Here is a 25418-nt window from a genome sequence, read left to right on the forward strand (position 1 = left end):
GCAACTTACCGAAAGCTACACGCCGGGTCAATCCAAATCTTTTTGATAATTGTTCTCATTTAGCTTTACATTGGTATACGCATATCTATAATTCGCCGCTATCGGGGCCGCAAACTGCGACTCTCTGCCGCAATCGGCCTCCAAAACGCTCACATAATGATCAACAAGGACCTGACCATGAAACGCCATCCCCTCGCCGCAGCCCTGTTTGGGCTGCTCTCCGCCCCCGGCCTTTACGCAGAGGAAACCAGCTCGGCTGACGATGATCTGGAGCTGGTTGTTGTCAGCGGTCGCGCGGAAAAACCGTTGAAAGATGTCACCGGCAGCATCTCTGTCGTCACTGGAGATGAGATTGAAAAGCTGCAAATGAACGATATGAACCAACTGTTCAAATATGAGCCGGGAGTGGAAGTCACCGGCCGCACCGGCGGCGCCCAGAATATTTTGGTTCGCGGCATGGGGGCCGACCGGGTACTGATGATCAAAGACGGTATGCGGATGAACGAGGGTTATGGTGCCAACGGCCTTAACGATGTCGTGGGACGCGGCATGATCGAGACGGACACACTGAAACAGGTTGAGGTCGCCAAGGGGGCTGCCTCTTCCCTGTACGGCTCCGATGCCCTGGCGGGCATCGTAGTCTTCACCACCAAAGATGCCAGCGATTACCTGGCAGATGGGGAGCAGTTCGGCGGCGCCATCAAAACCGGTTATGACGGTATCAGCAGCCAGACACACGTGTCCCCTACCCTGGCCTTCCGCACAGGCAACTTCGAACAATTGCTGCACCTGACCTACCGCGACGGTAGCGAGGAGCAAAACTACGCGGAAACCCGCGATCCCTTCGAAATCGAATCCGACAGCTTACTTTACAAGGCCAAATACCACCTCCAGGGAGAGGACTTTCTCAGTTTCAGTGCGGAGCAATGGAAGCAGGAAAGCCTCGGTGAGGCGGCGGACGGGTTACTTTACTATTTCCGCGGCCTGGCCGATTACGGATACAACATTGTCGACGAGCACTCAATATCTGAGAAAGAAACCCATGCATACCAGCTCCGCTATCACAGCGAAACTGCAACACCACTATACGATCAACTGAATATCAGTCTGTACCGGAACAAGTCCGAACAGACAGACGAGCAGTACGGTCAACTGGACATCAATGCACCAATGTTTGGCGTGATGGAGCTGCGGGACATGTGGGAAACCGGTGTTTACACTCAGACAACCCACGGTTTCCTGTCGAATGCCTTCAAGACCCTCAATGAAAGACACACCCTTGGTTATGGGTTAGACCTGGAAACCACAGAGAGCATCCGCGAAGTGCACGAATTTCGAGAGGCTCTGACTACCGGCACCTCCACACCTCAAATCACCTTGGATGAAACCTCGGAAAAATTCCCAAAGAACGATGTCGATAGAGCCGGACTGTTTGTGAACGATGAGATCACTCTCGCTGGCGGCGCTCTAACCGTAACACCGGGCCTGCGCTATGACTGGTACGAAATGGACCCGAACGGCGCCCTCAAGTCCGATGGCACCCCCTATGCCACCATCGAAGAAAGTAATGTTTCGTTTAACCTCGGCGCACTCTACCGCCTCAGCCCAAGGCTCACCGCTTTCGCCCAATACGGCCAGGGCTTCAAAGTCCCCGCCTATGACTTGGCGTACCTAGAGCACTACCTGCAACCCACGGCATCCTATATTTATGAAGTCGTGCCGGCGGACGACCTGTCCCCGGAAACCAGTGATACTGTCGAACTGGGCCTGCGTGGCCATATTGGCAATATCGCTTTCAGCTCCGCCCTTTTCTACTCCAGTTACGACGACTTTCTAGAAGTCCAGCTGATCGACAGTGACACCTTCTTCAATAGTGACGGTAGCTTTTCCCACGTCTATGAAACTTATCAGTACCGGAATATCGACTCGGTAACCATCAAAGGCATAGAGGTCGCCGCCAACTGGTATTTGACCCCTACAGTAGAGCTGTTTGCCAACGCCAGCTATCAGCGCGGGGAGAACGACACAACTGGTGAATACCTGCAGTCCATCAGTCCCCTCTCCGGGGTTTTGGGCGCAGCCTACAGCGGCGACCAGATCTCCAGTCAACTGATTCTGCGCTGGGCGGACCACATGGATCGGGTCAACGAGGGCGAAGCGGAAACAGCAGGGTATGGAGTAGTGGATTGGACCATCGGCTATCAGCCAACGGCACAGCTCTCCTTCCATCTAATGGCCAACAACTTATTGGATAAGGAATATGTGCCCTACCTCAATGTGGCAGGATGGGATGAGGATGCAGATCTGTCCGTCAACTCGGCTGCAGGCCGCACCTTTGCCGCTTCGGTGAAGTACGAGTTCTGATTCCGGGCGACAGAAACGAGAGAGGGCCAACTAGACGGCATCTGCATGCCGTCGAAGTGGCCCTCACAAAATGGGATGAAATGGTAAAGCGAACGCCCGGCGTCAGCGCCGAAAAAGATTGATAATCACGCTCAACACCAAGCTCAGCACAAGCATTGACACTACCGGAAAATAAATCCGACTGCGTCCGGATTCTATCCGCACATCACCCGGCAGGCGCCCAAACCAGCTGAAGAGACCGGGAAAAAAATGCAGTAACACACCGGTGGCGAGCATAACGCAACCGGCAATCATCAGCCATTTCGCCATGTTCACTCCCTGTCGAATGCGCTGTGCAAGAACCGCTGATCTCTACCCGCGAGCGCCCCGAACCAGTCGTGGCGCCCACAAGGCTGTATCAGCGATTTCCTAACCCATTATTCCTGGGCGGCAACCGTATCGGCCTGCTTCTCCGGTACCGGAAAACCGCGGTCCCGCATCAATGCGTCAATACGGGCATCCCGGCCCCGGAATGCGCGGTAGGCTTCCGCCGGATCTATGGCGTTGCGTGGAGCAAAGAGGTATTTCACCAGTTTCGCAGCCACTTCTTTGTCGTAGAAGCCACCTTCAGACTCCGCAAAAGCTTCTGCAGCATCGGAGGTCAGCACATCCGCCCACAGATAACCGTAGTAACCGGCAGAGTAACCTTCACCAGAGAAAATATGCCCAAAATGCGGGGAGCGGTGGCGCATCACCAATTCGTCCGGCATACCGAGTGCCTCCAGAGTTTCACGCTCGAAGGCATCCGGATCGATATCTTTGGGATCGGACGTATGGAACTTCATATCCACCAGCGCGGAAGCGAGGTACTCCGTGGTTGCAAATCCCTGGTTGAAAGTCGCCGCCTTCTTAATTTTGGCCACCAGCTCAGACGGAATCGGCTCGCCAGTTTTGTAGTGCACCAGATACTTGTCGATCACCGCATCGGTAGACAGCCAGCGCTCCAACAGCTGCGACTGAAATTCCGTGTAATCCCGCACACCGCTGTTGAGGGTCGGATAAGCCACGTTGGAAGAGAGGAAATGCAGAGCGTGGCCGAACTCGTGGAAAAAGGTTTCCGCGTCGTCCCAGCTTACCAGCACCGGCTCCCCCGGAGCACCTTTGATAAAGTTGGAATTGTTGGAGGCCAGTACGGTTTGCTTGCCGTCGAAAGTGGTGTGATCCCTGTACATGGTGGCCCAGGCACCGGAACGCTTACCGGCACGGGCGAAGGGATCGAGGTACCACAGACCGATATGCTCACCGCTGGTCTTGTCTTTTACTTCCCAAACTTTAACGTCTTCGTGGAACACCGGTACACTGCCTTCTTCTACCGGCGTGAAGCTGAAATTAAACAGTTCACCGGCAACAAAGAACATAGCTTCGCGCAGTTTATCCAGTTGCAGGTACTGCTTGACCTCGTCCGAGTTCAGATCGTACTTGGCCTTGCGGACCTTCTCGGCGTAGTAACGGTAATCCCAGGGCTCGATGGTAATATCAGCACCTTCCGCATCTGCTACCGCCTGCATATCGGCAACTTCTTCCTTAACGCGGGCAATCGCCGCCGGCCAAACCGCCTCCATCAGTGCCATGGCGCGTTCCGGAGTCTTCGCCATGCGATTTTGCAGACGCCATTGGGCGTAGTTGTCGAACCCTAACAGCCCAACGCGCTCATCGCGCAGTTTCAGAATTTCGGCAATGATAGCGTTGTTATCGTGCGCATCGCCGTTATCTCCCCGGCTGTAATAGTTCTTCCACACCTTCTCGCGTAGCGCGCGGTTGTCAGAATATGTAAGGAAGGGGTCCATTGAGGAGCGCGTATTGGTGATCGCGTATTTGCCCTTCTGACCTTTTTCCTCTGCCAACGCCGCCGCAGCGGCGACAATGGATTCCGGAAGGCCGCTCAACTGATCTTTAGTGAGAAAAATATCGTACCCCTCTTCGTCTGCCAGCACATTGTTGGCAAATTGGGTATACAACTCCGCCAAGCGTTGGTTGATTTCCCCATAGCGCTTTTTCGCCTCCCCCTTCAGGGTCGCGCCGTTCATGGCGAAATCGTCGTAAATCAACTCCACCACACGCTTCTGCTCGGCGTTCAGATCGAGATTTTCCCGCTGGTCATAAACTGCTTTCACACGTTGGAACAGCTGGTCATTCTGCGTGATTTTTGATTGGAACTCCGCCAACTTAGGCGCTATTTCACGCTGAATAGCGCGGAATTCCGGAGACGACAGATTGGAGCTCCAAATACCGTAGTAGACAAATACCCGGTCAAGATCCGAACCACTGCGCTCCAGTGCTTCAATCGTGTTGGCAAAAGTCGGCGCTGAGGGATTGCTGACAATTGCCTCAATATTCGCCAGCTGATTCGCCATTGCGATTTCCAGTGCCGGTTTCAAATCTTCCAGGCGCATGGTGTCAAATGCCGGCACGCCACCGTATGGCCCCGTCCATTCCTTGAGCAGGCTATTAGCGGCAACGGCGCCACCATCGGCCTTGGCCCCTGCAGTCTGCTTAGTTTGTACTTGGTTATCCGCGGACGGGTTTTGACCTGTGTCCTTGCCACAACCCGCGGCAGCTGCCAAAGCGGCGGCGATAGACACAGCGATCAGCGTCTGGCGCATCGACAATCTCCTCTCAGATATTTTCTTTTGAAACTGTTAAACGACCGAGTGTAACCCCAGTTATGGCGCCGTGGTCAATCCCCGCCGCCAATCTCCTTCTCCGATAACGGTATAAGGACTGTTTTTGTCGATAAACGCCCTGCCCTGATTAACGCGTTTGGCAAGGAAGTTGCTAATGGGATTGAATGCGCCAATTGATAACGACTTTTTAAGTGTATTCTTTTTAGGGGCACTGAATACCGCTACTAGCCGATCAACGGTTATTCACGGCGCGAGAAATAAATGAGGCTATTCGCAGTGTGTACGACTGCTGGAGCCGTATGCGTGATGTGATCTATCGGCAGGCTTGCCACTGGTAAGTGAATGAATCGCTTGATCTGACCCGCCCCGCGCGCCCCGGCCTCCCCCAAGATAAATCTGAGTTTTCCCGACAGTGCTCGAAGCGGCAGTCACTCGCGGAGCCGAAGCTCCGCGCGGGTTCAATGATCAGGTGTTGCGCCCATCTCTCAGCCACTCGGCCACATTGAAGGCCAGCTCCAGCACCTGATCGGCATTGAGGCGTGGATCGCACTGGGTGCGGTAGCAGCTGGCCAAATCGGCCTCTGATATTTTCCAGGCCCCGCCGGTGCACTCGGTGACATGCTGACCAGTCATTTCCAGGTGAATCCCGCCCGGGTGGGTCCCTTCGGCGCGGTGCACAGCGAAGAAATCGCGAATTTCGCGCAGTATTTTTTCAAAGTCGCGCGTCTTGTAGCCACTGCTGGCTTTGACTGTGTTGCCATGCATGGGATCTGTACTCCAAACCACAGAGCGCCCTTCCCTCTGCACCGCCCGCACCAGGGCCGGCAACTTCTCTCCGAGAGTTTCCGCGCCCATCCGGGTAATCAAGGTCAGACGGCCGGCCTCGTTATTGGGGTTGAGCTTGTCGATCAGCCGCAGCAACTCGTCTCCGTCCATCCCCGGCCCCACCTTGACGCCGATCGGGTTCCAAACACCGGAGAGAAATTCAACGTGAGCGCCGTCCAGTTGGCGCGTGCGCTCACCAATCCACAGCATATGAGCCGAGCAGTCGTACCACTTTCCGGTTAGGCTGTCGGTCCGGGTCAGTGCCTGCTCATAATCCAGCAGCAACGCCTCATGGGAGGTGTAGAGTACTGTCTCGCGGATAGCGGGCGTGTTTTCGGAAGTAACACCACACACCGCCATAAATTCGAGTGCTTCCTGCAGCCGCTCTGCCAGTTGCGCATATCTCGCCCGCTGGGGATTGTTTTCGAGGTAGCTCAAATTCCAACCGTGAACCTGATGTAGATCCGCAAGGCCACCTTGGGCGAAAGCGCGCAGCAGATTAAGCGTGGCCGCCGATTGGTTGTAGGCGGTCAGCATACGCCGGGGATCAGGAACCCGGGCATCGGCGGTAAATGCAATATCGTTGATAATGTCGCCGCGATAACTGGGCAACTCAACACCGTCGACAGTTTCCATATCCGAAGAGCGCGGCTTAGCATACTGGCCGGCCATGCGCGCTACCTTGATCACCGGCATGTTGCCCGCAAAGGTGAGCACCACTGCCATTTGCAGCAAGACTTTGAAGGTGTCGCGAATGCGATTGGCATTGAAGTCCGAGAAGGACTCAGCGCAATCGCCCCCTTGTAGTAGGAATGCCTTGCCCTCGGCGACCTGTGCCAGTTGCCGGCGCAGCTCACGGGCCTCGGCCGCAAAAACGAGGGGCGGATAACCGGAGAGTTCTTTGGTGATTTCCGCCACCTGCTCCGGAGATTGGTAACTGGGTTGCTGCCTGGCCTCGAATTTACGCCAACTGTCGGGGCTCCAGCACTGGGAGGGGGATTCAGACACGGGGGTATCTACCTCAATATCCATTTTCGGCTCTTTGTGTTTACAACTCGTCGATGCCTGCTCGGCTAAGTGTTAAGTGCCTTTCCGCCGCCCTCTGCAGTAATGGCAGCACCGCGCGGGAAGTACCGCGCGGGTAGTAGGGCCAGTCTTTCAGCCAACGGCGGGTATTCGGCAATATGGCCAAGTTCAGAGTATGCTGGCCACCGCCTTACAGAAATAGTCCATGTTGTGCTGACTCAAGCCTGCAATGCTGATGCGGCTGGAATCCACCATGTAGATGGAGTATTCCGTCTGTAGACGCTGCACCTGCTCGGGTGTGATACCGAGGAAGGAGAACATCCCCTTCTGACGCTGAATAAAGCTGAAGTCGCCGGAAGCGCCGGCTGCCGCCAAGTTCTCTACCAGGCCCGCGCGCAGGCCGTTGATGCGCTCGCGCATCTCGGCCAGCTCCTCCATCCAATTGGCTTTGAGCCCGGCGTCAGTCAGAATTGACTCGACGATGGCCGCACCGTGGGATGGCGGCATGGAGTAGTTGCCGCGAACAACGTTGAGCATCTGGCTCTGCCCCTTGTCCGCATCGGAGCCATTATTGTAAATCGCCATCGCCAGACCAACGCGCTCCCGATAGAGGCCGAAGTTTTTGGAGCAGGAGGCCGCCACCAGCATTTCCGGCACCGACTCTGCCATCAGGCGCAGCCCCCAGGCATCATCGTCCAGGCTGTCGCCGAAGCCCTGGTAGGCCATATCGATAAAGGGCGTGAAACCCTGCTTCTGCGCCATTTCGGCAATCACCTGCCACTGCTCCCGGGACAAGTCGGCCCCACATGGGTTGTGACAGCAGGCGTGCAACAATACCAGATCACCCTCGCCCACCAGCTTCAGGGTTTCCACCATCCGGTCGAACTGCAGGCTGCTGCTGGCGCGATCGTAGTAGGGGTAAGTTTCGATCTTCAAACCGGCATTGCCGAGCAGTGGCACATGGTTGGCCCAGGTGGGATCGCTGACCCATATGGTAGCGCCCGCTTTCGCGCGGTTGACGAATTCCGCCAAAACCCTCAAGGCACCGCAGCCACCGGGTGTCTGCGCTGAGCGCACGCGTCCAGCCCGCAAAACCGGATGGTCGGCTCCGAGTATCAGCTCCTGCATTGCCGCATTGAAACCGGGGGTTCCCGCCGGGCCGATATAGGCCTTGGTCTCCTCACTCTGCAACAGGCGGGTTTCGGCTTCCTTAACCGCCTGAAGCACCGGCGTATGACCAGCCTCGTCTTTATAAACACCAACACCCAGATCGATTTTGTTAGGGTTTTCATCAGCGCGGTAGCTGGCCAACAGGCCCAGAATGGGGTCCGGCGGCAGGCTGTTCAGCTGCTCAAACATCGCAAACTCCTTCAATAATCTTCGCTCTTTTGTCAATCAATCAGACCCCGCTCGGCCCATGCCTGAGCGCGGCTCATCAGCTTTTCGATAATGCCATCCAGCTGCTCGCGCTCTTCGACACTCAGCGATGAGATCAAATCACTCTCGTACTGCTGCGCCAGTGGCACAATGCGCTCGTAGACCTTCCACCCCAGCTCTGACAAGTTCAGCACTTGGCGGCGGCGGTCCGCCGGATCCTCGCTGCGGGTAATGTAGTCGTTTTTCAGCAGGGACGATACCGCGCGGCTGATTGCCACCTTGTCCATTGCTGTCTGCTCCACCAGCTCAGCCGCAGACAGCCCGGGATAACGCCCCAAAATTGCCATCACCCGCCAGGCGGGAATCGTCAGATCGAACCGCGCTCCATAAGCCTGGGCAATGGCATTGCTCACACGGTTGGACAACACCGACAGGCGGTAGGGCAGAAATTTTTCCAGATGCAGATCGCCGCGCGCAGCGGTTCCAGTCTCCATTTGCATTTGGGGCACATTATTATCAGTCGTCATGGCTGTTTTCTAACCTGTATTACTCTGGGGAGTATCCACCAGTGTCACACCCGGACAGAAGCCCGAGGTTGTACCGGGTTACAAATGTAACTAACATTGGTTTCAATTGTAACCACCGCCGCCAGATATTTTCCCTAGGGAAGGCGCAGGTCATCAGGCAAAATCGACCGCGCATTATACGGCTTTACGCGCCATTTTTGGTATCGAAAACGCATTATGACGATAACTATTTGCGCGGCGAGCGAAACATATCTCCGGACCTTATGCGGCACCTCGGGTCATCAGTAGACGGGAGTGGCTTATGAAGCACTGGATTCACTTCCCCCGCGTCGAGGGCGACACCAGTCGTCAAGCCGCTGCGGACGCCCCCGCCAATACTCTTCGCGGCCGGAACAAAAAACTCCTATTGCCCGACCGCTTGCCTCAAAACAACAGAAAAAGGAATCAAGATGGAACTTCACGGCTATTTCCGCTCCTCCGCGAGCTACCGGGTACGTATCGGCCTCAATTTAAAAGGGCTGCAGTACGACTACACACCAGTAAATCTTTTACAAGGTGAACAGCGGGGAGATACGTACCGAAAGCTCAACCCCCAAGGGTTGGTACCGGCGCTGGTGGATGGCCGCACTGTGCTCACCCAGTCTCTGGCAATACTGGAATGGTTGGACGAACAATATCCGGAGCCGCCTCTGCTGCCGGGCGACCCGCTGAAACGGGCGAAGGTCCGCGCGCTGGCCTATAGCGTCGCCTGTGATATACAGCCTGTCCAAAACCTGCGCGTACTTCAGTACCTGCAATCGGAGTACGCCATCAGCGATAAGCAGAAGATCCACTGGATTCAGCACTGGATCCATGAAGGATTTACCGCGCTGGAAAAGCAGCTTGATCCGGCACCTTTCGCGGGCGGGGATAGACCGGGACTCTTCGAATGCTGCCTGATACCGCAAATTTACAGCGCGCAACGCTTCGGCATGGATATATCCGAGTATCCCGCCATTCACCGCATCATGAACGCCTGCAGTGACATAGCGGCGTTTGTCGATGCACGACCGGAAAACCAGCCTGACAGCACGCTATGAGCTACAAGCGGGGCGTCAGCGCGCCCATGTGCCGCGCCCCGGTCTCCCCTTGAACAATAGTGCTCCCGGTGTTGTCAAAACGCCATCGCTTGCACCGCTCGCCGGTCCGCGGACTCTTTTCGCTGGGAGTGATATGTTCAGAGGCGCCCAAAGGATAATTTATGACCAAACTCTACCGCCCTTTTTTGTTATTTTTTCTGCCCCTGCTAATCGGCGGTTGTGCCACCCTCTCTCCCGGTTTCCAACAGCCGGAAGTCGAGGTAACTGCGCTCGAACCCATGCCGCCCGGCCCCGGCAGTGATCTGCGCTTCCGCATTCACCTGCGGGTATTCAACCCCAACGATACGGAACTGGCATTATCCGGCCTTTACTACACCTTGAGTTTGGCCGGGCATAAAGTGATCACCGGAACTTCCAATGATCTCCCGACCATAGCAGCCTACGGTCAGGGCGATATTGCGGTGGATGCGACAGCGAGTCTGGTGGGATCACTATTTGCCGCCGCTGAACTGATCGGCGGCCGCAGTGATAGGGTGCCTTATGAGCTGGAGGCGAAACTGGGACTGCGCAGGTCGATCGTGCCTTCGATCAAAGTGCGCAGAATCGGGGAGGTGCGGCTGAGCCCTTACCTGTGAGAGCGCAGCCGGCCGATGGAAAAGGGCTCCCTACCGACGCGCGGCGAGAATGCCCCCGGTCATGGCGGCAAGGGAGGACAAAATACCCAGGCCGATTAGGCTGTAGAGACTGATAGACTGCCTAGCCGCCTCACTGAGGACTTCACCAAAGGGGAACTGCCAGGCAACAATCGCGGAGGCGGCAACAACCGCTGCGTATTGAATGCAGGTGGCTCGGCGCTCGGCGCGCCTGGAGGGCGCCGGTAGCTGCTCCATCACGCGTTCGCAAAAACCGTCGTCATCCAGGTAGGGCTCATTGAACTGCAGCTGCTGGCTGAGCCAGCTGTCGAAGTCCGGATCTTTGCTTTGAAAGGTTGAATCGCTCAAGGTGTCGGTACCGCCTTTCCGCTGTTCAAATTTATCCATTGACTAGATCCTCCCGCCACGCCTGCAACATCGTCTGCAATTTGGCCCGCGCGCGATTGACATGGGATTTTACCGTACCCAGAGGCAGCTTCATAATGCTGGCAGCCTCCTCGTGCGAAAAGCCCCGCTGCATGCACAGGTGTACTGCCTGGCGCTGGGCCTCGCTCAGCGCGCTCATTGCGGAATTTAAATCCCGCGCCATGCCGAGCTGATGAGATTCCTCAACACTTTCCTGGGACCTCGCCCGGTCCACCGCTTCCTGATCGACCTCTGGTGCATTCTTGCGCTTATGACTCATGACGAGATTGTATGCGATGCGGTACAGCCAGGTACTGAAGCGCGCATCCCCCCGAAAGGCCGGCAGCGCCTTGTAGGCCTTGATAAAAGCCTCCTGGGCCATATCGTCGGCCAGAGCCTGATCTCCACCACATAGCTGGCGAAGAGAAAAGCGCAGCTGGGACTGATAGCGGCGAACCAGCTGAGCATAGGCCCGCTGGTCCCCTTCGTCGACGACGCGCCGGATCAAATCCTCATCAGAGAGGTCCATACACCCCTGCCCTTACGCCTGCTTGTTATCCAGTTTCCAATTGATAAAGCGGGCAATACCGATAAACAGCGGTATCAGGCCAAGGCTGCCAACCTCGGGACCGGCAGCGACGGTAAGCCAGATAAAGATTGCCAATCCCACCGCAATCAGGGTGAAACCTCTATCCTTCATATTGCGGGGAGACTCCCCTTCCATGGCGTCCAGCAACTCTGGCGGGATATCTCGGCCCTCGGCCACCATGCGATTGATATTGTCCATCAGCAGCTGCTTCTTGCGGTAGCTGTTGCGGGTCACCAGCCATACGATCATTATCGGCGCCCCGAACACTGCGAGGATCGCCACCACACCGGTCAGCCACTGCATGCTACCACTATAACTGCGGTGATCGTGCAGATCTTCCAGGTCGCCACTGATCCCGATACTGATATTTTTCGGCACGCTCTCCAGCGCATCCTCGACGACCAGCCCCTTCTCATCGAGAACGCCCTTGCTTTCCAGCCGCTCAATAATGCGCCGGCTCAAGGCGCCGCCGAATTCCTCGCCCAAATCCACCCGCACTTCACTGCGCTCGCCGTTTTCGTCCCGGGTCCTGATGGTCAGGTTACCGTGCTCGTCGCGCAGTATACGTACCTGCTTTTCAACCTTTTCCACTTCCGAAGCATCGGCGGCCGGCACCCCGGCGGCCGCCGGCTCAGGGGGCTTGGGTACGTCTGGATCCGCAGAAGACGTGTCCTGCGCCCAACCAGTGGCAACGTGCAGCGCCACCACCAGAACCAGCAACCAGCGTGCGCAGCCGCGCAAGGGGTAAATGACTCTCGCTCTCATTTTCTACTCTCGATGCAGTGCTCTTGTTCAGTGAACTAACGGACAAATTTCATTCATATTACCGTCAGGCGCGCTCGCGGCAGCAAGCCCGGCGCGCAGGACTCCCGTTTTTCAGCGGTATACGCCTGACAATCTCGCGTATGACGAAGCCGCTCACGGCGCTCCTTTAACTTCCGCGAGAAGATTTCATCGCTCAGCTCGGTCAGCTGCTGCCGCACCTCCTGCAACGGTAGTTGCAGCTCTCCGGCTCCCACCGGCATCACCCCCAACAACAGAGCCAAGCCGGCACAGAATTGTATCTTCTTCAGCGATCCAGCGGTTACCATAGTCCCCTCCAGACGGATTGTCCTTGTATGCTCGTTGGACGATGGCAAAGCGGCATTTGGATGCAGTGGCCAAAACAATCTTTCCCGAGCTGCCCCAGGACCCGCCGCAAAACAGGTCGCAATCCCCCTTGCCGGCAGAGGAATGACGAATCATGTCAACGCCCAATGAAATACTGACCTTCTGGTTCGGAAGCGCACAACTTAATGCCATGCCCGGCGACGAGCTCCGCCGACGATGGTTCGCGGTTGACGAAACATTTGACCAGACTATCGCCGACCGTTTCCAAAACACTGTGGAAGCGGCCGTGAACGGAGAGCTCTCCCAATGGCGCCAGACACTGGAGGGCGAAATGGCCCTGGTACTGGTCTGCGACCAGTTCACGCGCAATATTTATCGGGGAACGGAACGCGCCTTCGCCGGTGACCCGCAGGCGCTGGAGACAGCCCGGAGCGTTATAGAACGGGGCGATGACCAAACAATGGGGCTCTATCAACGTGCCTTTCTCGGCCTGCCGCTGGAACACAGCGAGGACCCGGAAATGCAACACCACTCAGTAGCTTATTTCCACCGGCTGCACGCCGATTACTTGGATGACGCCGAGACTGCAGTTCAGTCGGAACGCTTTCACCAATACGCCCTGGCCCACCGGCAAGTCATCGAGGATTTTGGCCGTTTTCCGCACCGCAACAAGGCCTTGGGGCGCGCGTCTACAGCGGCGGAGCAACGTTGGTTGGAACAAGGTGGAGGCTTCTGATGGACTTTATATCCTGGCTTTCCCTCGCGGGAATCTGTGCCCTGGGCGCCATGTCCCCCGGCCCCAGCCTGCTGATTGTGCTGCGTTGTGCTGGTGCTGGCGTGCGCCATGGATTCGCCTGCGCCCTGGCCCACGGCTTTGGGGTCGCTATCTACGCCGGTCTCACCGCCTTTGGCCTGGCCGTGCTGATTCTTCACTCGCCGCTACTGTTCAACATCTTGCAGTGGGCCGGCGCAGCCATGCTCATTTATCTGGGATGGAAGGCACTTCGCGCACCGGCACCCACTACCGAGGGCGAAAGCTCCCCGGCCCAAGCGCTGTCAGTCGGCCGCGCGGCGATGCAGGGATTCGGGATTACCTTTTTCAATCCGAAGATTGCGGTCTTCTTTACAGCACTTTTCAGCCAATTCGTTGCCGAGCAACAAGCGTTCTCAGTCAAGCTGGGCATGGTATCCCTGGCTGCGGGAATAGACGCCGGCTGGTACTGCCTGGTGACCCTGATCGCAATCGCCGGGCGAAACCGCGGCTGGGTGCGCAGTACAACCGGCCACAGGATGCAGCAGCTGTTTGGCGCCCTGTTGATCGGCCTGGCGGCGAAATTGGTATTTTCCATTTAGCCGCTACCGAATCCGAATAAAAAACAGGCCCGCTTTGCGGGCCTTAAACGTCTTACTGCGGGGTCGGAGCTAACTGCCCGATGGGGGGAGTAAAGACAGCTAACTTCCGCATCTATTATGACAGCTTCTCCGCTTTCGCACAGGCGAGCCACCGCAAACGTCGCTCCACTTACCGCACCCCACAGTCCCCTCCTATTCCCTCGCTTTAGTTGACACTGAATATCTATACAGATACTGTATACTCATACAGATCAATCAACTGCCGCAAAATAACCGGAGACAAACTATGGCCGTAGTAGCTGTATGGAAATGCGATAGAGACGGAGCAATGTTCGACAACAAAAAAGACGCCGAAGAACACGACAAAATGCTGGAGCTGGCCGCCAATATCACCTCTTTGATCGAGCGCCATATCGACGGCATTCCGGAGCAAGCCGGAGAGGAAATCGGTCTGCTCTTGGCCAAGCGCCGCGAGGACCTGGCAAAAGCCTGCAAGGGCAAACCAGAGTTACTGCTGGAAGAACAAGAAGAGAGTGCAGCGTCCGAAATGCAAGACGACCGTGTCACTCCTTTCGCCGCAAACCAGTAAGTAAGAATTCCATCCCTGTACTTTGTGCCCGGAGAAATACCGGGCTTTTTTATGCTGCGAATTCGCGCAGGGTGATGGGATAGGCACTTCCAAGCCGCCGGATAGAAGGGCCTACTTGTGCATTTTCGATATGCCCATCCCATTGCCTGAGGGCCGCGAAACCGATTACTGCAAGATTAAATCAGAGGGTGCTAGTGTTTGTAACCCACCTGATGTCCCTGCTGCGGCTTCAAGTAACGGTCGCGCAGACGGGTTGAACGGGTTACCAGGGATTGCGGCACCCCATCGATCAACACCTCCTCGGCATAGCTGGTCACCTCCAGCGGGTCGCCGCTCCAAACAACAATATCCGCCACCGCACCCGGATCCAGGGTTCCGCTTTCAAGACCAAAAATTTCTGCCACATTGGCACTAATTGATCTGAGCCCTTCTTCATAGGGAAGACCGTAGGCTACCGCGTTGCCAGCGGATTGACGCGCGAGGTAGAGGTTGTGCGTCGCGGCGTACTCCGGTCCACTAATCGCCACTTTGACCCCCGCCTTTGCCAACAGCGCTGCATTGTCCAGACGGGCTCCCAGGGTGGAGAAGGAAATGGGCAGGTTGTTGATTGCATCGATGATGACCGGCACCTCGGCAGCTGCCAACTGCTCCGCCACCATCCAGCCTTCCGCCGCACCGGCGATCACCAGTTTGATATTGTACTCATCCGCCAGCTCAATAGCCCAGAGGATATCACTGGCACGGTTGACGGTTACCAGCAGGGGCTCCGCACCACTGAGTACCCCCTGCAGCGCTTCCAGGTCATCAATGCTGTGATTCAGTTCGCGCCAGTCGCCACGGCGAATTGCCGCCCTGTTATCGCGATACTCCCGAGCCTCGAACAAGGCCGTCTCTATCTTGGCGTAGGCGCTTGCTCTGCTCCCGCCGGCAAGCCGTCCGCCAGCCTCCCCGAGGTACGCTTTTTGCGCCAGATTACGCTTCACCACACTGTCAAAGGCCCCATTCAATTTGATAGCGAAGCCCCGGCCCGCAAACACCCGCTGCAGGCCATCGCTGTCCCCGCCCCAGAGGCTGATGCCGGGAAACACCAGGGCACGGGTGACGCCGCCAGCACGGTTGAATGGAATCAATGTGGATTTTGGGTTGTAGGCCGGCAGCGGGTCAAAGGCACTGCCGATACTTGCACCGTTAACCGCATAGTCATTGGTGGCGCTCGCCGCGCCAATTTCCACCAGCCCCAATTCTGAAACCGGAGCGATCACACCCGGCGTCACCACCTTGCCGCGGGCGTCGATCACGCGGTCGGCATCCTCATCCAGTGACAGGCCCACAGCGACAATGCGGCCGTCGCGAACCAATATATCCGCCGCATCGAAGCTGCCCTTCTCCGTTAGAGTGTGCACCTTGCCGCCCTGGATTAATACAGTTTCTCCCCGGACCACGCCAGTCGCCAGGCCCAGAGTCAGGACGCAAATTGTAAACAATTTCTTCACAGCCGTTCCCCCTCTGCGTCGAGAATACCCAGCTCAAAATCACTGCGCGGTTGGCGCGCCCTGTCGGCGCGGTCGTACATGAGTTCGCCGTCGATAAACACCTTTTCGGCCTGGCTGTATACGCTGAAAGGGTTGCCGGACCAAACCACGACATCGGCCATCTTGCCCTTCTCCAGGCTGCCCGTCTGATCGTCAATACCCAGTGCTTTGGCGGGATTCAGTGTCATCCAGGCGACCGCGTCTTGCGGCTGGATATCGAAGCCAGCGCGCTGCCCTGCCGTCATGGCCTTTGCCACCTCTTCGTTGAGGTGTTGAATGCCGATGGCGGAATCCGAGTGAATCATTGCACATGCACCGGCCTGGTCGACAATGGCGATGTTGGCCTCCGTCATATCGAAGGCTTCGTGCTTGAAGCCCCACCAGTCCGCCCACATAGCCGCGCAAACGCCCCGCTCTGCCAAGAGGTCGGCCACTTTGTAGGCTTCAACGGCGTGGTGGAAAGCGGAAATCTGGAAATCAAACTCCTCGGCGATGTCCATCATGATGGCCATCTCTTCGCCGCGGTAACAGTGGTTGTGCACCAGAATTTCCCCGGAGAGCACACCAGCCAGTGTCTCCAACTGTAGGTCACGCTCCGGCATGTCACCGCCATTTTCCCAATAGTTCTCCCACTTCTTTTTATAGGCAGTGGCCTCGATCCAGGCCTTACGGTAGCCGGCCACATTGCCCATGCGCGTGGAGGGCGCGCTGCCCTTGCTTCCGTAGACGCGCTTCGGGTTCTCGCCGCAGGCCATCTTCAGGCCGTAGGGTGCGCCGGGAAATTTCATCTCCTGCACACTGCGGCCGGGTACGTTTTTCAGCGTAACACCGCGGCCGCCGAACAGATTGGCAGAACCCGGCAAAATCTGCAGGGTGGTCACGCCGCCGGCAAGCGCCAGAGCAAATTGCGGGTCTTGGGTCCATACAGAGTGCTCCGCCCAAACCTCCGCAGTGTTGGGCGCCGTCATCTCATTGCCGTCCTGAGTGGACTCAATTTCCGGAGCCGGGTAGTCCCCCAAATGGGAATGGGCATCAATAATACCCGGAGTCACCCATTTACCCGCACCCTTCACCACCAGTGCATCCTTTGGCGCTTCCAGGTTATCGCCGATCCTTGCGATTTTGCCGTCTTCCAGCAGCAAGTCGGTGTTGTCCAGACGCTCACCAGTGCCAGTCAGCACCGTTGCCCCCTCGATCAGCACCGGACGGGACTGTTTAACGGAATAGGTGGACGGGAAAGCGTTCTGGCGGGCGAAATCAGTGGATCGATGCCCCTCCGCCTGCTTGCCTCCTCCGCACCCCGGCAGCAGTACTGCAGCGCAAATCAGGGCAGCGATACAGCACCCGGCCGCTCGAGAATAAAGCTGCATAGTCAGACTTCCTTTGTATATCACCGAAATAATTTCGTTAAATCTTATCAGCTCGCGATCACTTTTCCATTGCCAGATTACTTTCAGGGATCGACCGCCTTGCGCGGTGAAGATGCGCGGCTTCTAATCGCGGCCCGGCTGCCAGCCACATCCTCCGCGAGTTGCGCAAACAAAACATCAACCTTGTCGTCACAGTTCAGCGCGACCAACAGTTGCACCAGAGCGGCCAGATTACACCCCTGACCGTTTTCCAGCCGCTTTAATGTACTGAGTCCGACGCCCGAACCGGATGCCAAATCTTTCTGGGAAATATTATGCGCAAGGCGCAGGTGACGGACCTGCTTCCCCAGCCGGCACAGCAACCGTTGCTCCCGCATTTTTCGAGTGTTAACCGATTGCATTTGAAACAATATCCAACGTGATTTGGAGATGGATTATAGAGTGCCAAGAAACGGCAAAAAATGTGTTCTGACTCGCAATTGCCATCTGGACTTTGTCACTACTTCATGGTGGAATCCTGACGAAAAAATACCCAGGAAGGGGGCCAAGGGGAAGACATGAATAACAAAGTACCCGTATTGAGCTGCGAGGCTTGGGGATCCGCTCCTCCCCCGGTCACACTGCAAGATTCCCGGCAAATTTACGAGGCGCTGCGCAAGAGTGAAGAGCGCTATCGCGAGCTGGTGGAACATGCGAATTCCATCATTATGCGTTGGGACAAGAACGGGATTATCACCTTCTTTAACGAATACGCCCAACAGTTCTTCGGTTACAGCGAAGAAGAAATCATTGGCAAACATGTTGTCGGCACTATTGTTCCCGCCAACGAAAGCACCGGACGCGACCTGCGCCCTCTAATGGAGCAAATCTGTAACCACCCGGAAGAACATCACTACAACGTCAACGAAAACATCACCAAAAACGGTCGCAGGGTATGGGTCGCCTGGACGAACAAGCTACTCACCGACGATCAGGGTAACGCCATCGGCGTGCTCAGTATCGGCACCGACATCACTAAACAACGGCTCCTGGAAGAGGAACTGCGCCAAGCGCACAAAATGCAGGCAATCGGCGAACTGGCCGGAGGTATCGCGCACGATTTCAACAATATGATCCACGGCATTATCGGCTATGCCGAGGCGATACAACAGCTTACTGACGACCCGCGTCTCGGTGAGTACAGCACCCATATTCTGACCACCGCGCACCATGCGGCGGAACTCACCAAACAACTGCTCACATTCGCGCGCAAAGGCAGCTATCAGTTGACAGAGTGCAATACCCACGAAATTATCCGCGATGTGTGCGCCATACTGGAACGCACCATCGACCGGCGCATTCGCGTTAGCCAGCAACTGGACGCCAGCCGGCCACACGTGATGGGCGACCCGGCGCAACTGAAGAGCGCCCTGCTGAACCTGGGTATCAACGCCAAGGATGCCATGCCTAACGGAGGATCGCTCCGTTTCTCCACCCGCAATATTTCCATCGACAGTCCCACCAAAATTTACGATTTCGAGATTGAGGCTGGAGAGTATCTGCTGATCACCATCTGTGACAGCGGCACAGGCATGTCCGCAGAGATACGCCGCCGTATTTTCGAACCTTTTTTCACCACCAAGGAAAGCGGCCGTGGTGCGGGCCTGGGACTAGCCGCGGTCTACGGCACCACTCATCTGCACAAAGGTGCTATCCGCTGTCGCAGCAGCGAGGGGCAAGGCAGCAGCTTCGATCTCTACCTGCCAATCATCAGGGATTGCGCCAAGCATCTACGGCAGTCCCCCAAACCATCCGGAAAAGAGAGGAAAATCCGCATCATGGTTGTGGACGATGAGGCCATAGTGCGCAACTACTCAAAAACGCTATTCGAAATGCACGGCCACCAGGTACGGACTTTCGCGGGTGCCGAAGAGGCGATCAATTTCTACCGCCGCTCCTACATGAATGTTGACCTGGTATTATTGGATATGATCATGCCTCGTATGGATGGCCAGCAGCTGTTCAAGATTCTCAAAGGCATCAACCCGGAAATTAAGGCGATACTGTCCACCGGGTATAGCGTCGACAGCAAAGTGCAGGAAACGCTCACCGATGGCATTCTGGATTATATCCAGAAGCCCTTTACCTATGAGCAGCTCCAGGAAAAAATAGATGCAATGGCCAGCGCCGGACATCTGTAGCATTAACCGGTATACCAGACACCCTGGTCGCAATCCGGATCAGTAGTGCAATAATTTGATGACCGGTTCCCCATCATCACACTCGCCGACTACTTCCGGTTCAGACAGCTTGGCGCCGGCTTGAATCACTTTATTACTCGGATAGGAGACAAAACAGGCATAGTTGAAGTTGACCGCCCAGTTGCATAGCAGGCGGCCATCCTCCTCTTCGTAAAATCGTTGCTGGCAAAAACTCAAATAAGGGCTCTGCCCTCCCCCCGGCTGGGGTCCGACGATTATCGTCTGAGTATCAAAAGAAACCGGCACCAGCAGACTGGTGGCGAGCAACCACTGCCACATAAGCACACCACAACTGCATCCACTCACTCCCGATAAGCGTAGCAATAGCCGGCGTAGTTTTCCTCCCGAACCTCCCGTCTACTCTAGTCCCGAGTCCCTATAACCCATTCGGATACGCTCCTGTATCCGAGAGATGCCCTCTGGAGAATCTCTGATTAATTCACACGATAGCCGTATTGGACCGGGAGGCACTCAGGCAATGGGATGGGCATTTCACAACCGCACGAGTACACCCCTGTAGCTCCGACGCCCCCTCTATCAGAAACAAGATATCGTTAACCGGAGGTTCTCTGTGAATTTGCCGCAAGTGTTTCGAAGTGGCGAATTTCTGCCAAAGTGGGCTTGAGCCCGTATTTCTGTACTATGGCCATAAACCTCTGCACATAGATTTGGGCAACCGGCTCATAGGGCGGCATCCATTCATCGGGGCCCCGATCGCCCTTACTCTGGTTGTGACCGTCGTCCACCAACCAAAGATTATCTGGATCTTCAGCGAACCGCCGCTTCTGCGCACGACTCCAGCCGGCACCGCCGTGGTCATGAGCCCATTTCAGCGGCACTATGTGCTCCACATCCAGGTCCGATGCCTTGGTAAAAAAATGGCCGGTGTAGGGGTCCATCCACAGGCCCGTAGCCACCTTGCAATTATCGACGCGTGTGAATGTAACCGGAGCCAGGGAGTAACGAATCAGAAGTTCGTGGCGGGTGTCCTGACAATCACCGTCGAAATCCGACCAACGGGGTAACCACTCGGATCTTTTGTAGGACGCCGCTGATGCCGAAAAAACAGAAAAAAAGAATAAAACAAAAGCAAAATGCCGACAAATTGATCGAATGCGCATACCACTACTACCAATCAAAAAAGTGGCACAATCGTACGAAATTTCAATCTATTTGGGTATCGATCAATTCACCGGACAGGAAGGTGGCAAACGAAAATTCACTGTGTCCTACGGACTAGGAAAATGGATTACGCTTTCCTTTATAGGGAGCCTCTGATTAATTGGCTCTTGGACGACAAAGAGACATATCGCCCAAATGAGAAGCTCAGGTGGTGGGGTGGACATTTCGAAACCGTCGGATACAAGGAGGTATCCGGCGGAGCCACAGAGAAGCACTCGCGCTTTTTCGAAATGGCCACCCTATTGCCTGAGCGCCCCGAAACCCACCACGGCACTCAGGCAATTTCATCATAGATTCCCTATGCCGGCTGCGGGGATTCTTTCCGGATTTCCTCCGTTTGCCGAGAATCGCGTGAGGAAACCACTTCGTCTGCGCGAACCTTGTGAAACATTGCATAGAGCACCGGCACTGCAATCAAGGTGAGCACTGTCGCAAAACCGAGCCCTCCCATTATGGTTACCGCCATATCTGCGAAGAAGGCATCAAACAGCAGTGGGGACATACCGAGAATTGTAGTAGCCGCGGCCAGGAATACCGGGCGCAGACGACTGACACTTGCCTGCTGAATCGCGGTTAGTCGCGGCAATCCCGCATGGGTCTGTACCTCAATTTCGTCTACCAGCACCACCGCATTCTTAATCAACATACCGGACAGACTAAGTACGCCCAGCAGTGACATAAACCCGAATGGCAGACCGGACACAAGCAAACCGACCACTACCCCCACCAGTGACATGGGCACCACCAGCCAGATAATCACCGGTTCCTTTACAGTACCGAACAGCAACACTGATGTCAGAATCATGACCAGGAACCCCAGTGGCAAACCTTTGCCCAGGGACTCTTGCGCATCCGAGGAACGCTCGTACTCACCACCAAACTCCATCTTGTACCCTTGGGGCAGAGCTAATTCCTCTATTTCCGCACGAATGCGCGCAAAAGCCGCCATCGCAGTGACCCCATCCGGCGCGTTACCACTAATAGTAATCGTCGGCACCCGGTTACGACGTTGAATCAATCCCTCTTCGGCTGTGGTTTCGAACTGGTCCACCAGCTGCCCGGCAGGAATATAGTTGCGCTCATTCGGGCTCCAAACCAGGCGATCCTGCAGGGCACCCGCCTGATTGCGCTCCTCCTGGGACAGGCGGGCAACAATGGGGATAATGCGATCGCCCCTTTCAAAATCACCAACACGGTAGCCTTCAGTGGCAAATTGCAATGTGCGGCTAATATCAGTCGCCGTTACCCCCGCCACCCGCGCCCGCTCATCATCGAGGTGAGCGCGTATGGTCGGCTCCCGATCGCGCCAGTCGTGGCGGATGTCTTCCAGTCCCTTGCTGCGGAAAATCGCCTTCACCTCATCAGCAGCGGCCCGGAGCGTGTTAAAGTTGGGGCCGGAAATACGCACCTCCACGTCCGCGCCCCCACCCGGGCCAAATACCAGTCGTTTAAATGTCACCAGGGCTTCCGGATGCGCGTTGCGCAATTCCACTTTCGCCCGTTCGATCACCGCAGGGATCTGATCGCGGTTTTCCGTGCGTACGATCAGCTGTCCGTACGAGGGATTGGACGGCTCCGGTGCATAGGTGAGCATAAACCGGTCCGCGCCCCGCCCTGCAACCGACGTCACGGAAACCACCTCGTCCTGGGCCAGCAGATATTCCATCGCCTGCTGCAGTGCTTTGTCCGTGCGGTGGATATCACTGCCCTGGGGCATAAAGTAATTCACATAGAACAGGGGCGCGTTGGAGTTGGGGAAAAAGCCCTGCTTCACAAAACCAAAAGCAAAATAACTCACCAGTGTCACCACCACGAGTGCAACTACCGTGCGTCCCCGGTGACGCAAGGCGCCGGAAAGCGCCTGCGCGTACATCCGGTAAAAGCGGCCCGCGTAGGGATCTTCAGCGCCCGCGTCAGTGCCGGGCTTAAACAGGTGATGCGCGAGGTAAGGCGTGATGGTGATAGCCAGCACCCAGCTTAACAAAAGGGAGATACCGATCACGGCAAACAGGGAAAACAAAAATTCGCCGGTGGCATCACTGGACAGACCAATACCGGAAAAGGCCATGATCCCGATCACCGTGGCACCCAGCAGGGGCCAGAAAGTCTGGCGTACCACGCGCGCTGCCGCACTTTGCGCGGTTTCTTTTTTCTGCACCCCCATTAGTATGCCTTCGGCCACCACAATGGCGTTGTCCACCAGCATCCCCATGGCAATGATCAGGGCACCGAGGGAAATCCGCTGCAGATTGAAACCAAACAGGTTCATGATCAATACCGTTCCGAGAACAGTAAGCGCCAGCACCGTCCCGACGACAACGCCGGAACGCCACCCCATAAACAGGCACAAAACCAAAGTGACAATCGCCACCGAAGAGATCAGGTTGAACAGGAATCCATCGACACTATCTTCAACCACCCGGTGCTGTTCATAGACCGGCTGAATCTCGATTCCCAGAGGCAGACTTTGCGCCAGTTCTTCCAGTTTCGCTTCTACGGCTTTGCCCACGTCCACGATATTGGTATTCATCGCGCCCGCTACGCCGATCAAAATGGCCGGCTCACCATTGAAACGGGCAATAAAATCAGGATTCGTATCGTAACCCAGCGACACCCGGGCGATATCCCGCACCGCCAGCATGGAGGTGGAACCGGGAACCCCGAGCAGAATATTGCGAATTGACTCCAAGTCGCTGGCCTGGTTGTCCACCCGGATCCTGGTGCGCAAATCCCGACCTTCTAATTCGGCCACCGGCTGGGTGGCGCTTTCGGTCTGCAGAACCTGCGCCAGATCGTCCAGGGAAAAGCCGAATTGCGCCAGACGCGCTTCGTCGATATCCAGATAGGCGACTTCATCGATCACTCCGGAGCGCGACACCTTGGCGACGCCATCAACGGTGAGGAGCTCCCGGCGAATCACCTTGGTGATATCGCGCATCTCACTCTGGGAAAAGCCCACCCCCGTCACGGCGTAGTAAATCCCGTAGACTTCTCCGAAGTCGTCGTTGACAATGGATTCCATGGCGCCGCTGGGCAACTCAATTTGGGCATCACTGACCTTGCGGCGCAGCTCATCCCAGATTTGCGGCAACTCATCGGAATCGTAGTGATCCTCAATTTCCACCCGGATTTCAGACATCCCCGGACGGGACGTGGAGGTAATCCGCTTCAGCTGCCCCAGCTGCTGGATGGCAACCTCGAGCTTTTCGGTTACCTCTTCTTCGACCTTGCGCGCACTAGCACCGGGATAGGCGGTAAAGACACGAGCTTCTTTGATAGTAAAAGCGGGGTCCTCAAGGCGGCCGATATCCACCACACCCCACAGGCCCCCGATCAAGCAAATCAACATCAGCAACCAGCTATAAACAGGCCGCTGAATGAATACATCAGAAATTTTCACAACGCTTTCCCACTCTTATCAGTGACCTGCAGAAACATCGCACGAGTTACTGTGCATAGTTACGCACCTTTGCACCTTCGTAGAGGTGCTGCCCGCCAGCGGCCACCAGCTTCATGGATGTATCCACGCCGCTCTTGATTTCCACCACCTCGCCATCGGTACGCCCGAGTTGTACAGGCGTTTTTGATACAGATTGATCTTCGTTGATTCGCCAAATATACGGCGAGCCATCCGCACTGCTCTGCACAGCGGATAAAGGTACCCACAGGTCATCCTGCGCCTGGTTAAGTTTCAGGTTCACACGGGCAGTCATGCCCGGCAAAATCTGCACATTCTCTGGTTGTGGCATACCCAGCTCCACAATGTAAGTCTGGGTCACGCTGTCTGCTTCGGCCTGGTGCTCTCGGTACTCCAGTGGGAATTCTCTACCAGGCAGAAATTCAAATGTCGCACTTACAGAATTCACCCGCTCGCGGTTCACTGTGGCCAGTAGGTTCTCCGGCACCGATACCTGAATCCGGACTTCCGACACATCTTGCAGCCGCACAATGCCCTGCCCAGCCTGCACGTTAGTATAATTTTCCACCAGCTGACGCGTAACCAGTGCATCGAAGGGGGCCTTCAATTTTGTATAAGATAAATTCTGTTCCGCTTTTTCGAGCGCAACCTTGGCAAGATCGTAATTGGTCTCAGTTTCGTCCAGCTGTTGCTGGGAAATCACATTGCGCTCGGCCAAAGAGCGCTGGCGGGCTAGCGTTTTCTGTAACAAATCAAGATTGACACGCGCCTGTTTCACCTCGCGAACAAAATCGCTCTCATCAAGAGCTGCAATCAGCTTACCCTTTGGAATAATTTCGCCTTCACGGAATTGCAGGTAGTTGAGTTTACCTCCCACCTGAAATGACAAATCCACCGTCTGCACCGCCTTGACCCGACCGGCGAACTGGCGCTGATCGATTGTGTCGTTGGTGGAAACCGTGGCGACTTTTACCGGCCACTCGCGCTCGACCTGCTGCTCATCCTCAGCGGAGCCGGAACAACCAGAGACAACCACCGCAAATGCCAACAGCGAAATTAAAGGGGAACGAACATTACCAGGGATATTCATATGCAATACTCAGAACATCGAGTGGG

The 25418-nt window shown here is 56.1% G+C and carries 23 protein-coding genes; 7 read left to right on the top strand and 16 right to left on the bottom strand.

All coding sequences use genetic code 11. From position 1 onward, the window contains the following. Positions 1-177: 177 nt before the first annotated feature. Complete coding sequence (locus tag BM155_RS13565) at positions 178-2364, top strand: TonB-dependent hemoglobin/transferrin/lactoferrin family receptor (RefSeq protein ID WP_074903846.1); 2187 nt, start codon at positions 178-180, stop codon at positions 2362-2364. A gap of 102 nt (positions 2365-2466) precedes the next feature. Here the strand turns inward: BM155_RS13565 and BM155_RS13570 are convergent, their stop codons facing one another. The 5 genes from BM155_RS13570 to BM155_RS13590 all read right to left on the bottom strand — a co-directional run bounded on the left by BM155_RS13570 (position 2467) and on the right by BM155_RS13590 (position 8782). Then, entirely contained in the window at positions 2467-2673 is a 207-nt protein-coding gene (locus BM155_RS13570) for a DUF2905 domain-containing protein (protein ID WP_067152947.1), read from the bottom strand. Positions 2674-2780: 107 nt separating this feature from the next. Next, positions 2781-5006 carry a M3 family metallopeptidase gene (locus BM155_RS13575; RefSeq protein WP_074903704.1) on the bottom strand — a complete coding sequence of 742 codons (2226 nt, stop codon included), beginning with the start codon at positions 5004-5006 and terminating at the stop codon, positions 2781-2783. A 486-nt stretch (positions 5007-5492) separates the two neighbouring features. Next, complete coding sequence (locus BM155_RS13580; RefSeq protein ID WP_067152943.1) at positions 5493-6884, bottom strand: class II 3-deoxy-7-phosphoheptulonate synthase; 1392 nt, start codon at positions 6882-6884, stop codon at positions 5493-5495. Between the two features lie 162 nt (positions 6885-7046). Beyond that, complete coding sequence (locus BM155_RS13585; protein ID WP_067152940.1) at positions 7047-8237, bottom strand: amino acid aminotransferase; 1191 nt, start codon at positions 8235-8237, stop codon at positions 7047-7049. A gap of 32 nt (positions 8238-8269) precedes the next feature. After that, on the bottom strand, positions 8270-8782 hold the full coding sequence (locus BM155_RS13590) for a MarR family winged helix-turn-helix transcriptional regulator (RefSeq protein WP_082817431.1): 513 nt from the start codon (positions 8780-8782) through the stop codon (positions 8270-8272). A gap of 449 nt (positions 8783-9231) precedes the next feature. On the opposite strand from BM155_RS13590, the gene maiA reads away from it, so the two are divergent. Both maiA and BM155_RS13600 read left to right on the top strand, forming a co-directional pair. After that, the gene (gene maiA / locus BM155_RS13595) at positions 9232-9861 is read left to right on the top strand and encodes a maleylacetoacetate isomerase (protein WP_067152938.1); all 630 of its coding nucleotides are present in this window, start codon (positions 9232-9234) and stop codon (positions 9859-9861) included. A gap of 161 nt (positions 9862-10022) precedes the next feature. Then, positions 10023-10496, top strand: coding sequence for an LEA/WHy family protein (locus tag BM155_RS13600; RefSeq protein WP_074903708.1), 474 nt, complete (start codon positions 10023-10025; stop codon positions 10494-10496). Positions 10497-10526: 30 nt separating this feature from the next. Here the strand turns inward: BM155_RS13600 and BM155_RS13605 are convergent, their stop codons facing one another. From BM155_RS13605 to BM155_RS13620, 4 genes are read right to left on the bottom strand one after another with little or no spacing between them, the layout of a single operon-like run. Continuing rightward, positions 10527-10901, bottom strand: a complete 375-nt coding sequence (locus BM155_RS13605) for a DUF5056 domain-containing protein (protein ID WP_067152933.1) — start codon at positions 10899-10901, stop codon at positions 10527-10529. Continuing rightward, entirely contained in the window at positions 10894-11448 is a 555-nt protein-coding gene (locus BM155_RS13610; RefSeq protein ID WP_067152931.1) for a sigma-70 family RNA polymerase sigma factor, read from the bottom strand. The genes BM155_RS13605 and BM155_RS13610 overlap by 8 nt, the downstream gene beginning before the upstream one ends. Positions 11449-11460: 12 nt before the next feature. Further along, the gene (locus BM155_RS13615; RefSeq protein ID WP_254773195.1) at positions 11461-12273 is read right to left on the bottom strand and encodes a DUF6249 domain-containing protein; all 813 of its coding nucleotides are present in this window, start codon (positions 12271-12273) and stop codon (positions 11461-11463) included. A gap of 53 nt (positions 12274-12326) precedes the next feature. After that, the gene (locus BM155_RS13620) at positions 12327-12599 is read right to left on the bottom strand and encodes a hypothetical protein (RefSeq protein WP_067152926.1); all 273 of its coding nucleotides are present in this window, start codon (positions 12597-12599) and stop codon (positions 12327-12329) included. 152 nt (positions 12600-12751) lie between these two features. Between BM155_RS13620 and BM155_RS13625 the strand changes: the two genes are divergently transcribed. The 3 genes from BM155_RS13625 to BM155_RS13635 all read left to right on the top strand — a co-directional run bounded on the left by BM155_RS13625 (position 12752) and on the right by BM155_RS13635 (position 14560). Continuing rightward, complete coding sequence (locus BM155_RS13625; protein ID WP_074903712.1) at positions 12752-13354, top strand: DUF924 family protein; 603 nt, start codon at positions 12752-12754, stop codon at positions 13352-13354. Continuing rightward, on the top strand, positions 13354-13971 hold the full coding sequence (locus BM155_RS13630; protein ID WP_067152921.1) for a LysE family translocator: 618 nt from the start codon (positions 13354-13356) through the stop codon (positions 13969-13971). Before BM155_RS13625 ends, BM155_RS13630 begins: the two co-directional genes overlap by 1 nt. Positions 13972-14257: 286 nt before the next feature. Further along, a complete protein-coding gene (locus BM155_RS13635) occupies positions 14258-14560 on the top strand; it encodes a YebG family protein (protein WP_067152918.1) in 303 nt (100 codons plus the stop codon). Positions 14561-14751: 191 nt separating this feature from the next. On the opposite strand, the gene BM155_RS13640 is transcribed toward BM155_RS13635, so the two are convergent. The 3 genes from BM155_RS13640 to BM155_RS13650 all read right to left on the bottom strand — a co-directional run bounded on the left by BM155_RS13640 (position 14752) and on the right by BM155_RS13650 (position 17863). Continuing rightward, positions 14752-16053 carry an amidohydrolase family protein gene (locus BM155_RS13640; protein WP_074903714.1) on the bottom strand — a complete coding sequence of 434 codons (1302 nt, stop codon included), beginning with the start codon at positions 16051-16053 and terminating at the stop codon, positions 14752-14754. Beyond that, a complete protein-coding gene (locus tag BM155_RS13645) occupies positions 16050-17462 on the bottom strand; it encodes an amidohydrolase (protein ID WP_074903715.1) in 1413 nt (470 codons plus the stop codon). Before BM155_RS13645 ends, BM155_RS13640 begins: the two co-directional genes overlap by 4 nt. A gap of 83 nt (positions 17463-17545) precedes the next feature. Beyond that, positions 17546-17863: a helix-turn-helix domain-containing protein gene (locus tag BM155_RS13650; RefSeq protein ID WP_082817430.1), complete on the bottom strand. Its 318-nt coding sequence runs from the start codon at positions 17861-17863 to the stop codon at positions 17546-17548. Between the two features lie 156 nt (positions 17864-18019). Here BM155_RS13650 and BM155_RS13655 point away from each other — a divergent pair, with 156 nt between their 5' ends. Continuing rightward, on the top strand, positions 18020-19642 hold the full coding sequence (locus BM155_RS13655; protein WP_082817429.1) for a hybrid sensor histidine kinase/response regulator: 1623 nt from the start codon (positions 18020-18022) through the stop codon (positions 19640-19642). A 39-nt stretch (positions 19643-19681) separates the two neighbouring features. Here BM155_RS13655 and BM155_RS13660 read toward each other — a convergent pair whose 3' ends face one another. The 4 genes from BM155_RS13660 to BM155_RS13680 all read right to left on the bottom strand — a co-directional run bounded on the left by BM155_RS13660 (position 19682) and on the right by BM155_RS13680 (position 25392). Then, on the bottom strand, positions 19682-19981 hold the full coding sequence (locus BM155_RS13660; RefSeq protein ID WP_074903719.1) for a hypothetical protein: 300 nt from the start codon (positions 19979-19981) through the stop codon (positions 19682-19684). 275 nt (positions 19982-20256) lie between these two features. Beyond that, complete coding sequence (locus BM155_RS17595) at positions 20257-20601, bottom strand: GmrSD restriction endonuclease domain-containing protein (RefSeq protein WP_067152908.1); 345 nt, start codon at positions 20599-20601, stop codon at positions 20257-20259. Between the two features lie 581 nt (positions 20602-21182). Then, the gene (locus BM155_RS13675) at positions 21183-24284 is read right to left on the bottom strand and encodes an efflux RND transporter permease subunit (protein WP_074903725.1); all 3102 of its coding nucleotides are present in this window, start codon (positions 24282-24284) and stop codon (positions 21183-21185) included. Between the two features lie 46 nt (positions 24285-24330). Then, on the bottom strand, positions 24331-25392 hold the full coding sequence (locus tag BM155_RS13680) for an efflux RND transporter periplasmic adaptor subunit (RefSeq protein WP_074903727.1): 1062 nt from the start codon (positions 25390-25392) through the stop codon (positions 24331-24333). Between the last annotated feature and the right edge of the window lie 26 nt (positions 25393-25418).

Origin of the sequence: Microbulbifer thermotolerans, from assembly GCF_900112305.1 — a bacterium.
Lineage (GTDB): Bacteria > Pseudomonadota > Gammaproteobacteria > Pseudomonadales > Cellvibrionaceae > Microbulbifer > Microbulbifer thermotolerans.